This window comes from Gemmata sp. SH-PL17 (genome assembly GCF_001610855.1).
Taxonomy (GTDB): domain Bacteria; phylum Planctomycetota; class Planctomycetia; order Gemmatales; family Gemmataceae; genus Gemmata; species Gemmata massiliana.
Genome location: NZ_CP011271.1, coordinates 4,663,034 through 4,683,234 on the forward strand (window position 1 = coordinate 4,663,034; position 20,201 = coordinate 4,683,234).

Annotated in this window: 20 protein-coding genes; 12 read left to right on the forward strand and 8 right to left on the reverse strand. The window is 60.4% G+C overall.

The genetic code is table 11. The features are described from left to right. Window positions 1–27: 27 nt before the first annotated feature. Window positions 28–492 (reverse strand): DUF309 domain-containing protein, encoded by a 465-nt coding sequence (locus VT84_RS19295; RefSeq protein ID WP_239465410.1) that lies wholly within the window; start codon window positions 490–492, stop codon window positions 28–30. A 4-nt stretch (window positions 493–496) separates the two neighbouring features. Between VT84_RS19295 and VT84_RS19300 the strand changes: the two genes are divergently transcribed. From VT84_RS19300 to VT84_RS19315, 5 genes are all read left to right on the forward strand, one after another. Further along, entirely contained in the window at window positions 497–1,525 is a 1,029-nt protein-coding gene (locus tag VT84_RS19300; RefSeq protein WP_052554658.1) for a type II secretion system F family protein, read from the forward strand. A 374-nt stretch (window positions 1,526–1,899) separates the two neighbouring features. Beyond that, window positions 1,900–2,676 carry a hypothetical protein gene (locus VT84_RS39675; RefSeq protein WP_052554661.1) on the forward strand — a complete coding sequence of 259 codons (777 nt, stop codon included), beginning with the start codon at window positions 1,900–1,902 and terminating at the stop codon, window positions 2,674–2,676. Then, window positions 2,673–3,362 carry a class I SAM-dependent methyltransferase gene (locus VT84_RS19305; RefSeq protein WP_162271772.1) on the forward strand — a complete coding sequence of 230 codons (690 nt, stop codon included), beginning with the start codon at window positions 2,673–2,675 and terminating at the stop codon, window positions 3,360–3,362. Before VT84_RS39675 ends, VT84_RS19305 begins: the two co-directional genes overlap by 4 nt. Window positions 3,363–3,411: 49 nt before the next feature. Then, window positions 3,412–4,509, forward strand: a complete 1,098-nt coding sequence (locus VT84_RS19310) for a TlpA disulfide reductase family protein (protein WP_052554668.1) — start codon at window positions 3,412–3,414, stop codon at window positions 4,507–4,509. Between the two features lie 80 nt (window positions 4,510–4,589). After that, window positions 4,590–5,687 (forward strand): c-type cytochrome, encoded by a 1,098-nt coding sequence (locus VT84_RS19315; RefSeq protein WP_082840664.1) that lies wholly within the window; start codon window positions 4,590–4,592, stop codon window positions 5,685–5,687. Between the two features lie 591 nt (window positions 5,688–6,278). Here VT84_RS19315 and VT84_RS19320 read toward each other — a convergent pair. Further along, a complete protein-coding gene (locus tag VT84_RS19320) occupies window positions 6,279–6,887 on the reverse strand; it encodes a hypothetical protein (protein ID WP_082840665.1) in 609 nt (202 codons plus the stop codon). A 243-nt stretch (window positions 6,888–7,130) separates the two neighbouring features. On the opposite strand from VT84_RS19320, the gene VT84_RS19325 reads away from it, so the two are divergent. Next, on the forward strand, window positions 7,131–8,909 hold the full coding sequence (locus VT84_RS19325; RefSeq protein WP_082840666.1) for an RNA polymerase sigma factor: 1,779 nt from the start codon (window positions 7,131–7,133) through the stop codon (window positions 8,907–8,909). Between the two features lie 59 nt (window positions 8,910–8,968). After that, complete coding sequence (locus tag VT84_RS19330) at window positions 8,969–9,487, forward strand: hypothetical protein (protein WP_239465411.1); 519 nt, start codon at window positions 8,969–8,971, stop codon at window positions 9,485–9,487. Window positions 9,488–9,497: 10 nt separating this feature from the next. On the opposite strand, the gene VT84_RS19335 is transcribed toward VT84_RS19330, so the two are convergent. The 6 genes from VT84_RS19335 to VT84_RS38695 form a co-directional block, all read right to left on the reverse strand. Beyond that, a complete protein-coding gene (locus VT84_RS19335; protein ID WP_204249608.1) occupies window positions 9,498–10,844 on the reverse strand; it encodes an excinuclease ABC subunit UvrC in 1,347 nt (448 codons plus the stop codon). Between the two features lie 75 nt (window positions 10,845–10,919). Then, complete coding sequence (locus tag VT84_RS19340; RefSeq protein ID WP_052554680.1) at window positions 10,920–11,126, reverse strand: hypothetical protein; 207 nt, start codon at window positions 11,124–11,126, stop codon at window positions 10,920–10,922. 203 nt (window positions 11,127–11,329) lie between these two features. After that, on the reverse strand, window positions 11,330–11,740 hold the full coding sequence (locus VT84_RS19345) for a VOC family protein (RefSeq protein WP_082840667.1): 411 nt from the start codon (window positions 11,738–11,740) through the stop codon (window positions 11,330–11,332). A 359-nt stretch (window positions 11,741–12,099) separates the two neighbouring features. Continuing rightward, entirely contained in the window at window positions 12,100–12,918 is an 819-nt protein-coding gene (locus tag VT84_RS19350; protein WP_082840668.1) for a hypothetical protein, read from the reverse strand. 58 nt (window positions 12,919–12,976) lie between these two features. After that, on the reverse strand, window positions 12,977–13,222 hold the full coding sequence (locus VT84_RS38690) for a hypothetical protein (protein ID WP_157469637.1): 246 nt from the start codon (window positions 13,220–13,222) through the stop codon (window positions 12,977–12,979). Next, window positions 13,219–13,875, reverse strand: coding sequence for a hypothetical protein (locus tag VT84_RS38695; protein WP_157469639.1), 657 nt, complete (start codon window positions 13,873–13,875; stop codon window positions 13,219–13,221). The genes VT84_RS38690 and VT84_RS38695 overlap by 4 nt, the downstream gene beginning before the upstream one ends. A 285-nt stretch (window positions 13,876–14,160) precedes the next feature. Here VT84_RS38695 and VT84_RS19355 point away from each other — a divergent pair, with 285 nt between their 5' ends. From VT84_RS19355 to VT84_RS19375, 5 genes are all read left to right on the forward strand, one after another. Further along, window positions 14,161–14,709 (forward strand): super-infection exclusion protein B, encoded by a 549-nt coding sequence (locus tag VT84_RS19355; RefSeq protein ID WP_082840669.1) that lies wholly within the window; start codon window positions 14,161–14,163, stop codon window positions 14,707–14,709. Window positions 14,710–14,910: 201 nt separating this feature from the next. After that, the gene (locus tag VT84_RS19360; protein WP_082838323.1) at window positions 14,911–16,197 is read left to right on the forward strand and encodes an IS701 family transposase; all 1,287 of its coding nucleotides are present in this window, start codon (window positions 14,911–14,913) and stop codon (window positions 16,195–16,197) included. A gap of 710 nt (window positions 16,198–16,907) precedes the next feature. After that, window positions 16,908–17,165, forward strand: coding sequence for a hypothetical protein (locus VT84_RS19365; RefSeq protein WP_082839551.1), 258 nt, complete (start codon window positions 16,908–16,910; stop codon window positions 17,163–17,165). Next, a complete protein-coding gene (locus VT84_RS19370; RefSeq protein ID WP_082840670.1) occupies window positions 17,162–18,208 on the forward strand; it encodes a hypothetical protein in 1,047 nt (348 codons plus the stop codon). The genes VT84_RS19365 and VT84_RS19370 overlap by 4 nt, the downstream gene beginning before the upstream one ends. A 523-nt stretch (window positions 18,209–18,731) precedes the next feature. Next, complete coding sequence (locus VT84_RS19375; protein WP_162271773.1) at window positions 18,732–20,108, forward strand: YcjX family protein; 1,377 nt, start codon at window positions 18,732–18,734, stop codon at window positions 20,106–20,108. Window positions 20,109–20,201 lie beyond the last annotated feature (93 nt).

Genomic DNA, 20,201 nt, shown 5'->3' on the forward strand with positions numbered 1-20,201 from the left:
ACCCACGAAGCCGCGAGGAGCGAAGTGTCACTCACCAAGTCGGATCGTGGGTGGCGGCACTGACGCAGCGGCCGTATCGCCGAGTGCCCCTGCAAGGTGCGCGGCCATCTGATCCCAAAACGCATCGACCGCCAGCCCCAAATGCGCTGGGCGAAATGGTTCCATGTATCGGCGCCCGGAGCGGTACAGGCGCGCGGCCCCGGTCGCGTTACCGCGTTCCCAGTGGTACGCGGCGACCGCGGCCTGAATGAGCGCCTGGTAGAACCGGCGGTCCGGCCCCGCGCACTCGTGCCACAGGTCTTCCCAAACCTCGTGCGCGTCGAAGAACTCGCGCCGGTTAAACAGGTCCACTCCCGCCAGGAACCGCGGGTCGGGTATGTCGGGCGCGTCGGACATCGGGTATACCGAAAGGATCATCCGCGCCGCGAGATCGCCACGCGCCGGCGCCGTCTTCATCACGATACCCGAAACCGTCACCCGATACCGGTCCACACCGATGCTCTTTTCTTCCTCGAAATGCCCGCTCCCCGCGCTCGTGGAGTGGTGCCGGGCGATCCGGTTCAGCCTCAGCGCGGGCCTCGACCCGGTGAAGATCTTCAAGCAACAGGCGAAGTCCGGTCCGCGCCCCCTGCGGTCGCTCGCCGGCGAGTTCGCGAAGAAGCTCGCGTCCGGGGAATCACTGGAAGACGCACTCGAACCGCACCGCGACACGTTCCCGCCGCTGTTCGTGGAACTGGTGGCGGTGGGCGAACAGACCGGGCGCCTGGAAGACACGTTTCGGGAACTCGAGCAGTATTACTCGGCCACACTGACGACCCAACGGAACTTCCGCTCACAGATGGCGTACCCCGCGATCCAGTACATCGCGGCCGTGCTTATCATCAGCGGCCTGATCTTCATTTTGGGGATACTCGGTATCAAGATGGACCCGACCGGGATGGGACTCACGGGCACGCAGGGAGCACTCACATTCCTCCTCTGTGGCGCGGCCCTCGTGGGCGGGGTCATCTTCGTGATGAAAATGGCCGCCGATAACGTGCGGTTCCGCGCGAAACTCGAAGGTACATTCCTGAACGTGCCCGGTTGGGGGCCGGCACTCCTCGCGTTCGCGGTGCTCCGGTTCGCGGTGGCGCTGCGGATGTGTGCCGAGGCCGGGTTACGGGCCGAAACGACCCTGCACTACTGCTTCCGCGCCACGTGTAACTCGCGTTTCCAGTCCGGCGAAGCTCGGGCCGTGGAAGTGGCCAAACACGGGGGTGAGTTGGTCGAAGCCCTCGACGAATCCCGGGCGCCGTTCCCGCGCGAGTTCCGCGAAACACTCGTTACCGGCGAAGAAACGGGCAACATGTCCGAAGTGATGGAGCGCCTCGCGGACCGCTACCGCGAGGACGCGGAGCGCAAGATGAAGACCGCGGCCCAGGTCACCGGGTACGCCATTTACGCGATGGTCTCGCTGATGATTATCTTCTTCATCTTCCGCATCGCCAGCGTTTACTTGGGCGCGGTCAACGGCGCAGCAATGTAAAAACCAGCATGCGCCGCAGATAAACGCAGATAACACGGATCAGAAGTAAAAAGAACACAAGGCAAAGATCAGAAGAGAGATCCAAAGGACAGAAAGCAGAAACATAAAGATCAGGAACGACACAGATTCTAAGCCCCGGTAGGGGCGGAAGCGCGTAGCCAGGGGTGAAGCGCATGCGCAACCCCTGGCGAGCAGAGCGCGCGTTGTTTTAAGCCCCGATAGGGGCGACAGACGGTAGCCAGGGGGTGAAGCGGTAGCGCAACCCTGGCGGACTTCGACGCACCTCAATCACCACTAAATGGCTCATCTTCTCCCCGGCGCGCTCCGTCGTACATTCACCGATACGCCCGCTCCCTCCTCCTGCGTGACCTGCGGTGAACGATTCCCGTCCGTGGTGGCTGTGGCCGAACGTGTTGTCGCTCGACGCGCCCGCGGTCGCGGTCACGTGGCAAGTGTTCCTCGCGTCTGTTGCCGGAATCGCCGTTCCACTCGCTGCGTCGATCGTATTGGCCCTGGTCGTTTGGAGCGCGTACCTCATTGACCGCGGACTCGATGCCCACCGCGGCGCGGACGGCTCCGACCGGCACCGAGCCGCGGGTCGAAACCCGGTCGCGTGGATGGTGGGTGCGGGTGCGGCACTGGTCGGTGCGGTCGCACTAACTTTCACCGCACTCCCGAGAACACAAATCGTGGTGGGGTTCGTTGTTCTTGGAGCGGCGGTCAGTTACTTCGCCGCGGTTCACCTCAGCGGGGCCAAAAAGATCCTCGGGCGCGGGTTCAAAGAAGCGTCCGTCGGTGTCGTGTTCGCAGCAGGGGTGGCGATTCCGCTGATCGCAGACGCGGAGCCATACACGAACTGGTTGCCCGGCGTGATCGCGTTCGCCGGGCTGTGTTGGCTGAACTGTGCGCTCATTAGCCGCTGGGAAGACGGCGCGGACCGCGGGCACCCGTTGTGGCTCGCAATCGTCGTCGGAGGACTGGCAGTCGGTGTTGCGCTCGGCGCACCGACGCCGGTGGCCACCGCAATCGTTGCCAGCACCGTGGCACTGGCGGCACTTCACCTCTTACGGGCACGACTATCGGACCGGGCGAAGCGTGTGCTGGTCGATGCCGTGCTGCTCACCCCAATTCTCGTGGCGGTGGGACTGTGACCCCGCGCCCGTCGTTCGACCGGCTCGCGCCGGTCTACCGAACCCTCGAACGGCTCACGTTCGGTGGGCTGCTCCACTGGTGCCGAACGGCACACCTGGACCACCTCCGCGAGCGCCGACGTGCGCTGATCGTTGGGGACGGGGACGGCCGGTTCCTCGCGGACCTCTTGCGCGCGAACCCGAGCGTCGAAGTCGACAGCCTCGACATCAGCCCGGGAATGATCGCGGTCGCACAACAGCGAATCGCCGCAATTCCGGGCGCCGCGACCCGGGTGCGGTTTGTAGTGGCCGACGTCCGAACGGACGCGCTTCCCGCGACCGGATACGACCTCGTCGTTACGAATTTCGTCCTTGATTGCTTCCGCCGACCGGAGCTCGCGGTTGTTGTCCGCCGCTTGGCGAGCGCATGCGCGCCCAATGCAATGTGGGTGGACGGGGATTTCCGCGTGCCGCGAACGGGGTGGGCGCGCCCCATCGCGCGCCTGGCACTCGCCGGAATGTACGCCTTCTTCCGACTCGCCACGCGACTCCCCGCCGGCGCGCTCATCGACCCGGCGCCGCTGATCGCGGCTGAGGGCTTCGCGTGCGCGAGTGAGGTATCGCGTTTGGGCGGCTTCCTCTCCGCGCGCTTGTGGACCCGCGCCGGTCCGGCCACTGCTTTCGACCTTCCCCGCGCCTTCATCTGATGTAAACTTACTCTCGCCCCTCTCCCGATTTACGTCCAAGGAGTGCATCGTGCGCAAACTGTTCGCTCTCGCCATGCTCGCGGGGCTAGTTGCTCCCGCTTCGGGGCAAGACACGAAGCCCAAGGCTGATCCGCCCAAGAAGCCAGAAGCGACGCTCAAAATTGGTGACAAGGCGCCCCCCGTGAAAGCCACCAAGTGGCTCCAGGGTGCCGAAGTCAAAGAATTCGCGGCCGGCAAGACCTACGTGATGGAATTCTGGGCCACGTGGTGCGGCCCGTGCATCGTCATGATGCCGCACATGGGCGAACTGCAATCGCAGTATAAGGATAAGGGCGTCACGTTCATCGGGTTCAGTGCGAAAGACCCGAACAACACGCTCGAAAAGGTCCAGGCGCTCGTCGAGAAGCGCGGCCCGAAGCTGGGCTACACCTTCGCGTTCGCCGACAACCGCGAGACCTACGACGATTGGATGAAGGCCGCCGGACAGGGCGGTATCCCGTGCTGCTTCGTGGTCGATAAGGCCGGCAAGATCGCTTACATCGGCCACCCGATGTACCTCGACGTGGTGCTGCCGAAAGTTGTCGACGGGAAGTGGACCGAAGGCGACCGCGCCGGTATCGACGCGATTGAGAAGGAAGTGGAAGCAGTGTTCAAGGCGACCGGCGATAAAGACCCCGAAGTGTTCCTCAAGGCGCTGCGTGAGTTCGAGACGAAGCACCCGGAACTCGCCGCGATCCCGTACTTCCACAGCGCGCGCCTCGGTTCGCTGGTGAAGATGAAGAAGACCGACGAGGTGAAGAAGGTCTCTGAAGCGCTGATCGCCAAGGCGCTTAAGGCCGACGACGTCGGGCTGGCCAACACTGTCACCCGCACACTGGTCCTGTTCCCGGACGCGACCGCCAACAAAGATCTGCACCCGACCGCGCTGAAGTCGGCCGAAGCCGGGCTGAAGTTGGCCGGTGAAAAAGACCCGGTTGCCCTGTTCTTCCTGGCCGAAGCCAACTTCCTGAGTGGCGACAAGGCCAAAGCCAAGGAACTCGGGGCAAAAGCCGTTGCCAATGCCGAAGGACCGTTAAAATCGGACATTGAGACCCGAGTCAAACGATACGAAGAAGAGAAAAAGGAAGAAAAGAAGGAACAGAAGTAGGATAAAAGGATTACGACGCCCCGTTGCGTGCTATAAGTAACGGGGCTATCTTTATTTGTGGAGTTCTTGAGGAGCGCGACATGAACAGGCTCCAACCAACTTTCTTACTCCTCACACTGTCGGCCCTCGTTCCGGCGTGCGCCAAACAATCACCCACGTCCGCATCGACATCAACCCCCGGCTCAACGTTCGTCATTCCCGAATCCTCGACCGCGATGACGTTCCCGGACATCAAAGTCGGTGGCGACACGATCCCCGCTAGCGACACGATCCCCGCACCGCGCCCCGTTCCCCCGGCCGCAGAAGTCATCGACGCGGAACCCGCAAACGCGCTAAACGTGCTCGCGATCGTTGGAGAGAACGGCACCTGGACGTTCCAGCACCCCAGCGGGAAGCGCGAGCGCAACGAACTTCACCTCCCCGTGAGCAGGGCCGTAAAGTTCTCGTTCTCGCAAGCAAAAGAAGGTTCGGCTTCGACCTCGGGAGAACGTTTCGAGATCCCCGCGTTCCCGCTCACTGCTTCGGCACGAGCCGGACTCGACAAGACAACGGTTCTCAAAACCATCCGCGCCGGAGCGTTCGCGCTGTGGAACTCGCGCGAGCGCATCGGGACCGCATTCGTAACCGAAACTTCTGAGTACGAACGGTTTGTAAAGAACGACGGTGAGAAGAAGCCGCCCGTTGAAGGGGACGGATCACTTGCTTTTAAAGGGCGCCAGCTTTTCCTCAAGAACCAGTGCATTAACTGCCACAGTGCCACAACAAACGCCAAAGCACCGGCACTCGAGGGATTGTTCGGGACCAAAGTCGCGCTCAAAGACGGCGGGGCACAGCTCGTCGATGAGGCTTACCTTGTTGAGTCGATCCGCAAACCGCGTGTGAAGGTCGTCGACGGATGGGTACCGATCATGCCCGCGTACAACGCGGAGCAGATCAGCGACGAAGACATGAACGCAGTTGTCGCGTACATCAAGTCGCTCAAGACCTCTACAACACCGAAAGTACAACCGACCCCACCACCGACCGCGCCAACAGTCGTCCCACCAGTCACTCCGCCACCAGTTACCCCACCGGTTAATACACCGACCGATCGGCGCCCCGGACCTCAAGAAGTGGTCGGCCGGCGCGAACCCGCAGCCGACAACGGCATCCGCCGCGCGCCACAACCTCCCCGGTAGTCGAGCGCTGAAGAGTTCTGGACAGGATTCACAGGATCAACCGGATTCCAAACGGCCACACGTCAGCTTGCCACTCTGAATAGTTCGGCGACATTTCTGCGGAATGCGGCCAATCTGCGCCGCATTCGTGCGACATACTGGTGTGTCCCCTTCGGCGCGATTAACTGGAAAACTAAGCAGATTCGCGCCGCGTGAACAGTGCTTCACCGGTACCTGAACGACTTTGAGGTCGCCCCATGAAATCGCTCGTCGCCGCGTGTGTCGTGTCCGCTGCCGTGCTGTGGAACATCCCGAGCGCAAAGGCCGGGTGACGGCCGACCGGGTGTGACGTCCCGGAAGATCCCGCGGCGGTCGCCGCGCGCAAAAAAGCCAAAGAAGAGTTCGACAACAAACTGAAATGGGTGCTCGCGGCCGGTGGAATCGGGTTCGTCGGCTTCGCTGTGTGGCAGTTCCTGCGTGAAATGGCTGAAGCTTCGCGCCGGTCCAAGCGCCCGCGCCAGCCGTGGGAAATGGTGTAGCCGAGGTGGGTCAGCCTCAGCAACAACTCCCGACCGTTCACGCGCGAAGTATCGTGCCTTCGCGCCGGTCATGTCACAGGTCCGTGTCGGAACTCAGGATCTCGGCAATGAGTTCCAGGCGCTTCAGGAACGTATCAATTCCCCCGCACGAGCGGATCGCTTCGGCGATCTCGCGCGCCTTCGCGACCCCGCCACACAAATGGGCCGTCTTGTTCGCCAGAGCCAGTCCGCTGAACACGGTTTCCTCACCCGATCCTTCGGATGCGGATGCCGTTGTCGCGCGGGCCGCGGCCGGTACCGCTCGCGCTTTATGACGCGCGATCATGCGAGTCTTCCGGATGGCCTCCAGGATTTCGGAATCCGACCGACTCACGCCCCGTGCCTTGAGTTGGCTAAGGACGACCGCACTGGGAAGCTCGGGATCCGCAGCTAGAACCTCTCGCGCCACCGTGTAGGGTGAGGGGAACAGGGGCTGGATCAGTTTGCGTCCCGCTTTCTTGTTCTTTTTGCTCCTCAGCTTCAACTCGCTCTTCGTATTGTTGACGACCTTGCGGATCGCGGCGTCGGGCTTGGTTACCCCCCGAGCCTTCGCGCGGGTCACGATCTCATCTGTGGAGAGCGTGCCGTCGGCGACCAGGATTTCACGAACGGCGGTGTAAACGGAAACGGGCTGAGTGGACACGGCGGACCTCTGAGTAGGTGGTGCCGGTCCGTGGCGCGCGGTTATTTTGGACTATTGTGCGGGCGCGTTCTTGGCGCGCCAATCGGCGCCATACGAGTTAAGCGATTTTTCCGGTCTGTTAAGTTGGTTTGGATGGGTAATAGGAGCCGCCGAATCCGCTCGTTCCGAATAAAGTTGGCCACCCACCGGCGCGAGACCACACTAAACGGGTGAAAGGTAGCTCGCGACTCGTGAGGGCCACGGATGCCCGTTTCGATACTCAAGCTCTGCCCGGCCGCGGAAACCATCGCATCGGACGCCGACCTCCTCGCCCGGTTCACCACGAACCGGGACGAAGTCGCCTTCGCCGAACTCGTGCGCCGGCACGGACCGGTGGTCCACCGCGTTTGCCGCCGATTGATTCCCGCACACGCCGACGACGCATTTCAGGCCGTTTTCCTTGTTCTCGCGTGCCGCCCGGAGCGGGTCCGCAAGCCCGGCGCGATCGGGAGCTGGCTCGCGGGTGTCGCGGGCCGCGTCGCCCGACAAATGCGCAACTCGGAGCGCTGCCGAGCGGGTCACGAACAAGCTGCGGGCCAGCCCGAAGCGGTGACTCCCCTGCCCGACACGCGCGAACTCGCAGCCGTCCTGGACGACGAACTCACCCAACTCCCGGACGGCCTTCGTGCCCCGGTGGTGCTGTGCCTGATCCGCGGGCGGACCCACGCACAGGCCGCGGCCGACCTCGGTGGCAGCGTGCGCACGTTACGGCGTCGACTGGATCGCGCGAAGGAACTACTCTGCGCTCGGCTCGAACGGCGCGGTGTCATTCCGACGGTCGCGACCGCACTCGTCGCGGGCGTTGGGGAAGCCGTCACCGCCTTTGAACCCGAGCTTGTGCGCCGAACAGTGTCGAATGTGTTTCAGTTCCTGGCCGGCGGAGCACCTACCACGGTCGCAACCGTCGCCGCGAAAGGAGTCGTGAACGATATGACCCGGTTCAAACTGCCCGCACTCGTGGCGACCACAGCGGGGATTCTGGTGTGCTTTGGGGTTGTGTGGTCCCAAGACCCGCTCAAACCCGTTGATCCGGCCGTACAACCCCCTCTGCGGATCGAACCACCGCCCGCGCCCACGCTGCTGGTCCCTTCGTCGCTCGGTACGGGCTACGTGCCACAGGCGGACGTACACACTGCCAACTTCGTGGTTCACGCGCAAACACCGGTCATGGCCCGGGCGATCGCGGCCGAGGCCGAACACCAGCGGCGCGTGCTCGCGCTCCAGTGGCTCGGTAAGGAACTACCGGCGTGGTCGAAACCGTGTGTCATTCGGTTCGCTTTGGGACAAGCCGGCGGCGGGGCAACCACCTTCACATTCGGTGACGGCGCGAACGGGGTGCCGACCGTCACATCGATGGAAATGGCCCTAAGTGGGGAATTCTTGGTTGTAATGACCAATGCCCTTCCACACGAAGTAACACACACCGTTTTGGCGTCATTCTTCGGCAAACCGCTCCCGCGGTGGGCGGACGAAGGATTGTCGCTGCTGGCGGAATCCGCGACCGAACAGTTCAACCACGACGTCCGTGTTCGCGAACTGCTCAACGCCGGGCGCGGGATTCGGCTCCGCGTGCTCGTCCGCATGACCGAGTACCCCAAAGACATGATCGTCCTTTACGCCCAGGGGCACTCACTGACCCGGTTCCTGGCCGGGCGGACGAAAGGGGTGCCAGTGCTCATGGACGTCCCAGTGCTCGGCGACCTGTTTAAAAAGAACGCGGAGAACGAAGGGCGCCGCCGGCTCTTGACCTTCCTGCATGTGGGCACCCAGGGGAACACTGCCGAGTCGTGGAACAAGGCTGCCAAAGAGGTCTACGGGTTCGAGTCGATCGACGATTTGGAGGAAGCGTGGTTGGAGTGGTTGAAGAAGCCGATCAGCGAGCTTCAACAACCACCGGACTCGCCCCCACGCGCAACGAAACCGAAGCCGGATTCGTTGCACCAGATTCCGCCAACGGAGTTACCACTGCCAAGGGGCTGGTAGCGCTGGGAACACCTGGGCGAATTTCGTAGGGTGGGAGTGCCACTACGAGAGGAACCCAGGTGCTCATCCCTTCAGCGTATCCACCGATCGTTGCCGATTTACTCGCGACCCGTTCTGTTGTGCCCCTCGGCCCCGGCACCCCCGACCACACAGTTCGGGGACGACTCGCGGCCCTCAACGACGACGTGTTCGGTCGCGTTGTGGACCAAGACATGGCCGCCGCGTGCCGATCCGGGTTGTGGATCGCGTTCAACTTCCTGGACGAGTCCCACGACATCAGCCAGAACATCCACACGCCTGTGGGGAGCTTCTGGCACGCGATCATGCACCGCCGCGAACCGGATGCCTGGAACAGCAAGTATTGGTGGCGGAAGGTCGGGGCACATCCCGTACTGGATCGACTCCGCGAACACGCACCAAAAGTAGGGTACACGTTCACCACAGCGGAAGCATTCGTGGACTTCTGCGAACGCACACGCGGAACCGGTAACGCGGACGAGGAAACCGCGAAGCGCGTCCAGCACCTCGAATGGGATCTACTGTTCGCGTGGTGCGTCGATCGCGCTACCGGGGCGTGACCAACCGACCTCAATCTTCCGTGAAGCGCTTCCGCCGGAGCATGTGGTGGTAGTGCTGTGCGAAACGGTGAGACTCGTCGCGAACGTACTGGAGCAGTCGTAACGCGGCGGAGTGCTTGCTGAGCTTGATCGATTCCTCGGCGCCGGGGCGAAAGATCTCTTCTTCCTGTTTGGCTAGGGAGATGAGGCACGGTGGCGTAATGCCGAGCGTCTGAAACGCATCGATCGCGGCATTGAGTTGCCCCTTCCCGCCGTCAATGAGCAGGATGTCAGGGAACACCTCGTCCTCGTCGCGCAACCGCCGGAAGCGCCGCGTGACCACTTCGCGCATGCTGGCGAAGTCGTCCACGCCCTCCACGGACTTGATCTTGAACCGCCGGTAGCCGGGCTTGAACGGCACCCCGTCCAGGAACGACACCAGCGACGCGACCGTGTCCTGCCCGCTGAGGTGGGCGATGTCCATGCCCTCGATCGTGCGCGGCGTGTTCGCTAACCCGAGAACCTTCTTCAGCCCGATCAGGCCCTTCTTCGGGTCGATGGGGAACACTTCCGGCTGCACGTCTTTACTGGCATCGCCGCGCATGTCGAGCTTCTGAATGGCGGCGATCTCGTCGCGAATGCGCCGGGCCTTCTCGAAGTTCAGTTCTTCGCTCGCGGCGATCATCTCGCGCTCCATGCGGCGCACGAGCTTCGCGGTTTTGCCCTCGAGGATGAAAATGAGTTTCTTGATCTGCGCGCGGTAGTCCTCACGCGACACGCGCAGGTTACACGGCCCGGTACAGCGCCGGATGCTGTGCAACAGACAGGGGCGGAACCACTTCCACCGATCCTCGCCGGTCTTGATGTCGAGTGTGCACGTGCGGAACTGGAGCAACCGTTGGAGCACGTCCATTGCGATCCGCAGCGGCTTCGTACTCGTGAACGGTCCGTAGAGCCTCACGCCCTTGCGCCGCGGTTTGCGCGTGATCTCGACACGCGGAAACTCTTCCCGCGTGCGGATCTGCAAGTACGGAAACGTCTTATCGTCCTTGAGATCCTTATTGAACTTCGGGCGCAGGTCTTTAATCATCCGCGCTTCGGTGAACACGGCCTGAATCGCGTCCGTGGTCTCGATGAAGTCCACGTCCTTCACGAGCGGCATCCAGTCGCGGATGCGGGCATCGTTCAAGGCTTCTTTGCTGAAGTACGACGAGGCCCGGCCGCGCAGGTTTTTGGCTTTGCCCACGTAAATAACGTTCCCGCCCGCGTCCTTCATGAGGTACACGCCGGACGTGGTGGGGAACTCACGGACCTTCGCGGCCGGGTCGCGTGGGTCCGGCGTTTGCTCGCTGACGGGCGGAATCGGGTCTTCGATCATGGGAAGAGTCCACCGGAACAGGGGTACACGCATTGTACCCGATGGCGGCAAATCTTCCCACGCTATTGGAGGGAGTTACGAACGCGGGCGGACGAGCGGAGCGAGATCGGGGTAAAGTTCGTACAAGCACGCCGGACAAATGCCGTGGGTGAGGCGCTCCCCGGCCACGGGGACGCGGTCGCGCCACTCCTCCGCGGTCATTCGCTCGCGCCGGCAGTGACAGCAAACACACGTCATTTTAATCTCTTCAGCCATGCGATCGCGCACGAATGGTGCCACCATTGCGCAGTTCCCTTCCCAACTGCGATCGCTGGATTCATTACCGGGTAAAGAATTCAGTTATCGCTCGGAATCTTTGGTCGGATTCACTCATGTGAGCGGGGCGCTCGTGAGGAAAAAGCAAACTGGATGCCCTCGACACAAAAACAAAGGGGACGATTAATCCGATCCGCCACACCATCCGCGGAAACTCGAACCGGGAGCGGTTACGTGTCGAATTGTCCGGCGCCACTTATCGTCGGATCGTAAGGTTCAAGCCATTGAATGATTTCGATCCGGTTTCCGTCCGGATCACTCACAAAGAACCGGTCGCAGTGCGGAATCGGTCCGGTTTCCTGGATCTCGATACTGCGCGTGCGGAAGTGCTCTCGGGCCGCCCCGATGTCCGGCACGCGAAGGGCGAAGTGTCGCGGGCTCCGCGTGTCGGGGTGCGGCTTCTGCAAGAGGTGCAGCGTCTGACCGTCGCCGAGTCGGAACCATAGCGCGACGAAATCGAACGTCTTCGGTTTTGGGATCTCCTTTAACCCCAACACGCCCACATAGAACGCCCGCGCCTTCGCCAAGTCCGTGATGAGCACGGAACAGTGGTCGAGTTGGGTTACATTCAGTCCCGACATCGCACGCCCCTCGCAGCACCGCGGATCACGAGAACATGGCACTGAACAACAGCGAAATCACGGTCTGAGCCGCGAAATAGATCGCCGCCGCTATGCAGGAGCGTTTGAAACTCATTCCGCAAGTGGCAGAAATCGCAAATCCCGCGCACACGGCTCCGACCGCCAGAGCGATGAAAAACAACTCCGGCGGGGGCTTTGCTCCCAAAGTCCGTTTCAAAACGAAACCCCAACAAGTGAAACGAAAGGGCACTACACCGCATGAAATGCTTCTTTTTGGGCGAAACTTACGGCGAAGTGCCATTAAACACTTCGCCCAAGCTTTCAGACTCAGCGGAGCCACTTCGTTTCAATAACAGTGGCTATTTCTTATTGTCGCCCGGGAAGTGAACGCTGTCCCACACTTTGCCGTCGTCATCAACCGCAATCCACTTGCAAGCGCGAAGATTATTGATGCAGATGTAATAATCATCCGGGGGAAATCCGTTGTCGGCGATCATTTTAGACGCCAAGTCATTGACTTTGTATTTGCCGGATTCAATCGCCAGAAATCTAAGCACAATGTTCTGGATGTTTGTGTGAATCTGCGCCTTCTCCATCGACTCCCTTGGATTTATCAGCGCACGCTGCACGGCGTATTTATCGTCTATTGTCCTGATTATTAGACCGGTTTCCGTCATGCCTATGAGTAATTTCCTCAGCACATCATCACTGAGATCGGCAGCGGTCATTTTAATCTTTTGTTCCTTATGCACCTGCCTTTGATACTCAACTTCGATTTCTTTGATGGTTAATCCACTCCAACTGCTTTTACTTTGCATTCCCCGGTCGATAATATCGTAAATGTGAATAATCTGCCAAGACTCTTTCTCTTTCCTTTCAAAATCCTGATTCGCCTTCACAAGCTCTGTATTGCTCTTTTCAAGCGCATTCATCGTTCCTTTCCAGTTTACCCAGAGCACCACTGACGCCACAATAACAGCAATTATTCCGGTTACATTGGCGATAGTGAACGGATTTTTGCTCTCATCAGGCTTTAGCACGAGAGCTTTTTTGGGCGACACTTTGTCCTTAATCGCCTTAATTACTTCAGCCTTTTGCCCAGCGGAATCAACTCCTAACTCTTCCGCAATCCTTCTAAGTCGGGTGTCTGAAATGTCATCCAGGCTGACCGAGAACATCAGCTTCTCCAACTAAACCTAGAAGAATACAACGGAATAATAAGACAAAAAAGAAAATTTACACTCCCCCTCTGATCCACTTCCATAAACCCAAAAGCTTCTTCCCCGCCTGCGCCCAAAAACCTTCTTTCGGCTCTTCAGCCTTCGGCTTATCGACAACTACCTTGTTCTCAGAACCAGTGGTCTGAACCACGTTGCCTTTCTCGGCAACTGTGTTATTTTCTGATTTTCCAGCAAATTTATAATTATTGCCGGTATCATTGAGTTGTTCGACTTTAGAGTTATTGATGTTGAAGGTGCTCATGCCCTGGCCCTCTGGTAGTTGCTGCCGGAGTTGGTTAGTTGACCAACGTTGCTGTTGGTAATGTTGAAGGTGACAGAATGTGCGATTTGCTTTTCCGACAAAGAAAAGGATTGCCCTTCTCCTGTAACTCCTGCCCTTTCGAGTTTGAGTGCCCAATCGAGAACCCGGTCCTTGATCTGCTCAGGAATAGCGCAGATTTGCGTATTGCTAAGGTGAAAAAGAAAGGTTATTTGTCTTGCAATGAGAGGATGAAAATACTGCTGGCGAAGACATCGCGCAAGCTGAGAAGAGTTGTCAATTGGACAGTAGGCGCCCTTACCTGCCTTAATCGCCTCAATGTGAACTAGGATCTCACTAATACTATCAGGCAACGTGGCATGCGGTCCTGCGCCAGCAGAATGAAGATCGCCGATTCCGTCCTTTAGCATATTGAAGCCGTCAGGAATATATCCGTTTGTATTATAGGCGATAGTTGTGCTGATTACACGGTATTCAGGCACATCCTGATCGGGTGAATAACCGTTAAACTCCGTATCGAGCCAAACCGAGATGTCATCTCGATTCAACTTTGAAGCAAGTCTTTTAGTTTTTCGCAGCACGGTCAGTACGTCGTCCTGCGTGGCACTTTCCTGTAATTCATCGACCAAATTCACGGAATTCTCCGTTTGTTGGAACGCCAGCCAAACTGATATTGCCAGTCATTATTGCGGGTTTCGAGAGATGGTTCGTAGGTCAGTAGACGGGATTTTGCTCTGCGCTTCCCGCAACATCGCTTTTGCGAGCATGTCCGTAGCGCAAATCAGGCAATCGAGATAACCGGAAAATCGCTTCTCGCCGGAAAATATAACTGATTATTTTGACTCGTCTTAAGCCCATCTGAAGCCATCAAACCCGAACAAAAAGCTAAGAGGTATTAGCCGCAACAAAGGAGAACGCCCGTGGAATTCGCCAAGCTCCTTCCCTCCCTTTTAGAAGCGTTCAAAGCCAACGGCAGGAAACCTCTGGTTGTAGCTGGTTTGGTTGCAGGAGGTTTGTTGTTTGGCTTTGAGATGAGGGCGATTTCGGGTCAGACGGGCAGTTTCGTTGAAGCGAACTGGCACTGGCTCTTCATTCTTTTGCTGAGTGTTGGTGCGATGCTACTGTACGAATTGGTTGCTTGGCTTAGCGGTCGCTACAGGAACGATGATGGCCTTCCACGGCAACAGGGTAAACGACTTGACGATGTGTTGAAAAGCCTTACTCAACATGAACTTAGCATGTTGGGGGAGTTTATTAGGCGGGATGAGCGGACTTTGAAGTTTTGCGCGATCGATTCTGCAATTCGCAAACTGCTGAAGGAAAATCTGATTACGATGCATGCTTGGGACCAGATGACGTTGGGTGGTTATCACGACGTGGACTGTACCATCCAGGATTTTGTTTGGAATCGTCTTCAGGATTTGCGAAAAGAATATTTGCGTTCAGTGGCTCGGCAGAGTGAAAATTAAATTTTGTCCACAAAAATATTGAAAACGACGACTCTAAATAAGGAAGAGAAAAAAGTGCGGGTCGCCTTGATCGGCGTTTGAGGTAAAATATACGCAATCCTGTTCGGTTGTAAGCGGAACATTGGATATAATAGCGTCTTAGATAGCACTACAGCGCGGGTTCGCGGCCGGTGAATAAGATGGGCCATCGGAGGGCATCCGATGACGGACCAGGAAATCGCAAGGTTAGGGCCGGCGTTCGCCCACTATCTGGGTCGGTATCGCGGCTGCTTCTTACAGAAGCGGACGGCCGACCACTTCGACAACTACGGTCGTGGTTTGCTCTCGGAGCTGCCGCGCAAGAGCGTCGAGCCGATCGCCCTGGCCTGTGGAACGGCGGTCCGCACCCTCCAGGAGTTCCTCACGACCGCCGACTGGCAACACGAGTCGGCGCGTGAGCAACTCCAACGGCGATGCGCCGAGGTGCTCGACGGGTTGCCCGGCGATGACCTGGGCACGGTCGGGGTGATCGACGAGACCAGTGCCGTGAAGAAGGGGGACCGGACGCCGGGCGTGCAACGACAGTACCTGGGGTGCGTCGGGAAGATCGACAACGGCATCGTGACCGTGCACGTGGGCGTCGCCAAGGGCACGTTCCAGGCCCTGTTGGACGCGGACCTGTACCTGCCCGAGTCGTGGAACGCGGATCGCCCGCGGTGCCAGGCGGCGGGCATCCCCGACGAGGTCCGCTATCGCCCCAAGTGGCGGATCGCCTACGAGCAGTTGGTGCGCCTGGATGCCCACGGGGTGCGGTTCGACTGGCTCGTGTTCGATGAAGGGTACGGGTCGAAGGTGCCGTTCTTGCGCGCCCTCGACGCCGTGGGCCAGCCGTTCGTGGGCGAAGTGCCCGTGAGCTTCTCGGTGACAACGGCCGCGCGCGACGAGCCGCGGCGCGCGGATTCGGTGCTGCGTGCCGACGACGCCCGGCGGGGCCGACGATTCCGGGTGTCGCGCAAGACCGTTGGCGACACCCGGTGGCGTGCGACGAGCCGGTTGATCGAGGTGCGTGGGTGCCGCTGGATGCTGGTGGTGGCGCAGAACGAATCGACGGCCGAGGTCAAGTACTTCGTCACCAACGCGACCGACGAACCGCTGGCGCGTGTGCTGCGGGTGGCGTTCCGGCGCGCGACGATCGAGCACCAGTTCCGGGTGGCCAAGAGCGAAGCGGGGATGACGCACTACGAGGGCCGGCAGTACGTCGGGTTGGTGCGGCATCTGATCTTGGGCCTGGTGGTGCTCGGGTTCGTGTCGATCCACACGGACCGGCTGCGGGGGGAAAAAACCGCAGGTGACGATGGAGCAGGTGTGCCGGGCGCTGAACGCCCGATGTGCGGTGACGTTCCGTCGGAGGCGCGGGACGCCGGAACTACTGCACGTCGGAGAGGTCATCCGCTACCACCAACGGCGGAACGAGCAGGCCACGAGAGCGCACAAAAAATGGCGACATAGATGCATCATCTAAACCCGCGCTGTAGTGTTAAGCTCAGGACTTTTGTCAAGTAAGCTCGCTGGCGTCAAGGTGCTATCTAGACAAGTAATCAAGGCGTATTTCATGCTTTGTGGCGTTGTGGCAAAACTATTCAGGAAATCAGATATTGAACTGTCTATCCAGCATGCAAGATAATCTTTATATGAAATCATTTTATTCTCCTGGATTAAGTGGGCGAGGTGGCTGGCGAGGTGGATCTTTTGTCCAATCCCAATCGTGGGCATGTGGGTTTGGAGCACCATGATGCCCACTATAATCGATATTCTTCATGGGTTTGCCTCCTGCGCCATAAAATCGCCTCTGTATTACCTTGCCATTTTTATCCTTGCGGACCGCTGAGGTATTTTGCTGCCCTGTTAGTGGCAAACTTGAATGTCTCATTAGCGTCTCGCTAAATGCCAATAGTTCGGTTTGAGACAAAATAATCTACGAGATTGCGATCAGCAAGAGACATCCAAACAAATTAGAGTATAACAAAATTTAAAACCATTCGCAATTGCAATTTGCTTTGAAGGCTTTTCAGATTTTTGCCGTGAAACGAAAAGAGGATATTTGAAACGGAAGTGGTTTCATTTCAGGGGTTTAGGAGCAAAGCCTCCGGGGGTGTCGCTGTAGATTTGGGCATCGGCTTGGGGTTATTCTATTTCACCCCATTTCATGGAGTGGCAGGATGCCCACGTTGACCGTCGAATACACCACGGACGCCGAGCGGATCGAACTCGAACGGGCCATCGCCTACGTCCAAGAGATGCGGCGGTTGGGAACGACGGCCGCCCACGGCACCGTACTCGAGGCCTGCGAGACCTTTGCATTGGGCACCGGTCGCCGGCTCCTCCGTGACAACCTCGCGGCCACCGTCCAGGCTCGCGCCGACCTGGAAAAAAAGTCGCCGGGTGGCGGTCCAAAGGGCGACACCGCCGGACGGTGACGACCGCCCTCGGGCCGGTCCAACTCGACCGCGAGTACTCGTGGTGCCGAGGTCACGGGGGCACGTTCCGAGCCGACCACGCCCTCGGGATCGAGGGCTTCCTCACCCGGCAGGCGACGCGGTTGCTGGTGCTGGCGGGCGTCGAGCACTCCTTCGCGCGGGCGCAACAGGTTGTGGCGGAGTTCTGCGGCTGGCAGGTCGACGACGAGGTGATTCGTCAGGCGACCCACGCCCAGGCCAAGCGGGCGGCGGCCGCGCGCCCCGGCCGGGGCGACGCGGGGCGGTTCGCGACCGCGAAAGGCGCGGTGGAGGTGCTGATCGACGCGGGCAAGGTGAACACGCGCGACGGCTGGCGGGACGTGAAGGTCGGCCTATTTTGCAAGCGAGAAGCGGGCGCGTCGGCCACTCCCGAGGAGTGGGACACGCGCACCTTGCCCGGCCCGACCGTTCGCACGGTGCGTGCGGCGATCGAAGGGTGTGGCGCGTTCGGTACCCGGCTGCGAGAGGAATCGGATCGGCTGGGCGTGACGACCGCCCGCGATGTGACGGTGCTGGGCGACGGGGCCGAGTGGATCTGGAACCTGGCGTCGGACCACTGGCCCCAGGCGGCAGGCGTTCTGGACGTGTATCACGCCCTGGAACACGTCGGGGACGCGGTGAAGGGCACCTTCGGGGACGCGACGGGCGCGGCGGACGCGCCGGCGCGAGCCGGTCGTGCGGCGTTGGTGGCCGGGGGGAAAGTCGGTCTGGAGCGGTGGCTGGCCGGGGTGCTCGCGGCGGCACCGAGCGACGTCTCGACCGCTCCGTTGCTGGGGCTGGCGGCGTACATGGCCAAGCACCCGACCCGCTTGGATTACGCCCCGCGGTTGGCACGCGGGCAGAGTATCGGCAGCGGTGCGGTGGAGGGAACGATCAAGCAAGAGGTGAACTTGCGGTTGAAGCGAACGGGCGCGCGGTGGCGGGCCGAACACGTCGGCCCGCTGGTCGAACTCCGCGCCCTGAGCCACACACCCGATTGGCAAGCGCTCTGGGCGGCGGCGTAACCGCCCAAATCTACAGCGACACCCGCCTCCGGCGGGAGCAACACATTCACGATAGCCGCAGGTATGCCCCCGGCGAGCACACAAATGACCATCGCTCCCCACCCGGGGAACTCCCCCTGCTCCATGACCGCAATGATGATCCCCAGAATCGCCGCACCGATAATGATCCCGAGCATTCGCCCCTCAACAGCTCGTGTTTTGTGTATCGACCCGGGGAACGATTATTCCCACAAATCTGCAACATTACAATCTCGACCGAAAAACACGATCGCAGTCACTTTGTCATGAAACTGGCTCGCCTGTGGCCCTGATTGAGCGCCGCACCGCGATTGTGCTACCCAACCGTCACACTTTTGGACCAGACCACCGCGGAAACACCACAATGTTCGGTGTGCGGCGGGCGAATAGCCTTCGTGGGCGGTCCCGAATGAAGAACCGGCACTCTTCCCTAAAAATGAGGGAGCCGGGCTTTTGCGTGTCGCTTCTCGCCAAAAATGTGGCGCGTTTCGAGAGGTCGAGTCACATGAGCGTGTTCCGCGTGAAGACGACCGAGGCCCGCGTCGGCGTGGTCGGGCTTTACAGTGCCGGCAAAACCGTGCTGCTCACCTCGCTCATCAACCACCTTCAGGACCACGACCCGGACCGGTTCCCGCTCGGGAAGCCCGGCACGCACCTGCGCAAATTCACCGTGAAGGAACCCGATCGCGGGTGGGCACCGTTCAACTACTCCGGCCACCGCGACGCGCTGGTGAACTACGGTCGGTGGCCGTCCAAGACGACCGACCGCGCGCAGTTCGTCTGCCAGTTCGAGCGCTCCGATTGGACGTTCAGTGACTGTCTCTTGAAGCTCTACGACCTGCCCGGCGAGCGCATCGCTGACGCCGGGATGCTCGGGCGCGATTTCGCCGCGTGGTCCGAGCGGATGATGAACCAGTTCGTGAACGACACCACGTACCGCACCTGTTCGGCGCCGTTCCTGGACGCGATCAAAAAGCCCGGGGTGACCGAGGCCGAGTTGCTCTCGACCTACCGCCTCGCGCTCGCAAACCTCATTCTGAACTTCAAGCCGCTCATCTCCCCTTCCACGTTCCTACTCGACCTGAAGGGCCAGCCCGCGCGACCCGCCGCGCCCGAAGATTTGGCTGCCGCCCGGCACTGCGGTATCGACGCGCAAAGCCAGTTCTGCCCGTTGCCCGCAGACCTGCGGAGCGGCGGAACCGAGTTGTTCGAGTCGTTTTCGTCGCGCTACAACCTGTACGTCGAGCAAGTAGTGGTGCCCACGATCGCGGCGTACCGCTCGTGTACGTCCCTCATCGTGCTGGTCGATGTGACCATGCTGCTGGCGGGCGGCGTGGGCATGTACGACGACAATCGGCAAATCGTGCGCGACCTCTTCGACGTGCTCGCGCCCGGCGAAAACAAGCTGTTCGGCCCGGTCGCGCGGGGGCTGAGCAAGGTGTTCCTCCCGCACCAGTGGCGCCCCGGGTGGATCACACGACTCGCGTTCGTGGCGCCGAAACTGGACCTCGTTCACCCGCTCGACCGCGACCGGATGCAGTTGCTCACACGCCGGATGGTCGAGCGCTTCGCCACGGACCGCGACGGGTTGCAGCACCAGTTCTTCAACGTGTCGTCGGTGGTGTCCACGAAGGCACTGCCCACCGAACCAGCCGGGGGGCGCGTGCTCGTCGGCACGCCGCTCCGCGGCGCGGACGGCCGAAAGGTGCCGCCTGCTGGCGAACAGCGCTTTACTGCATCAGAATTGCCGGACGATTGGCCGCTGGAATGGCCTTCGGGCCGCTATGCGTTCCCGGAAGTCTACCCCCGAATGCCGACCCGCAAGGACTACCCGCCCGATCAGGTGAACCTGGACAAACTCGCCACGTTCGTGATCGAGTAGGTGAATTTGGGCGAACGGCCGGTGTGGGCTTCCGCCCCACTCAGTGCGTAGAGTCCTCACCGGCCGGCTCACACCGGCCGCCCCATCGTGGGA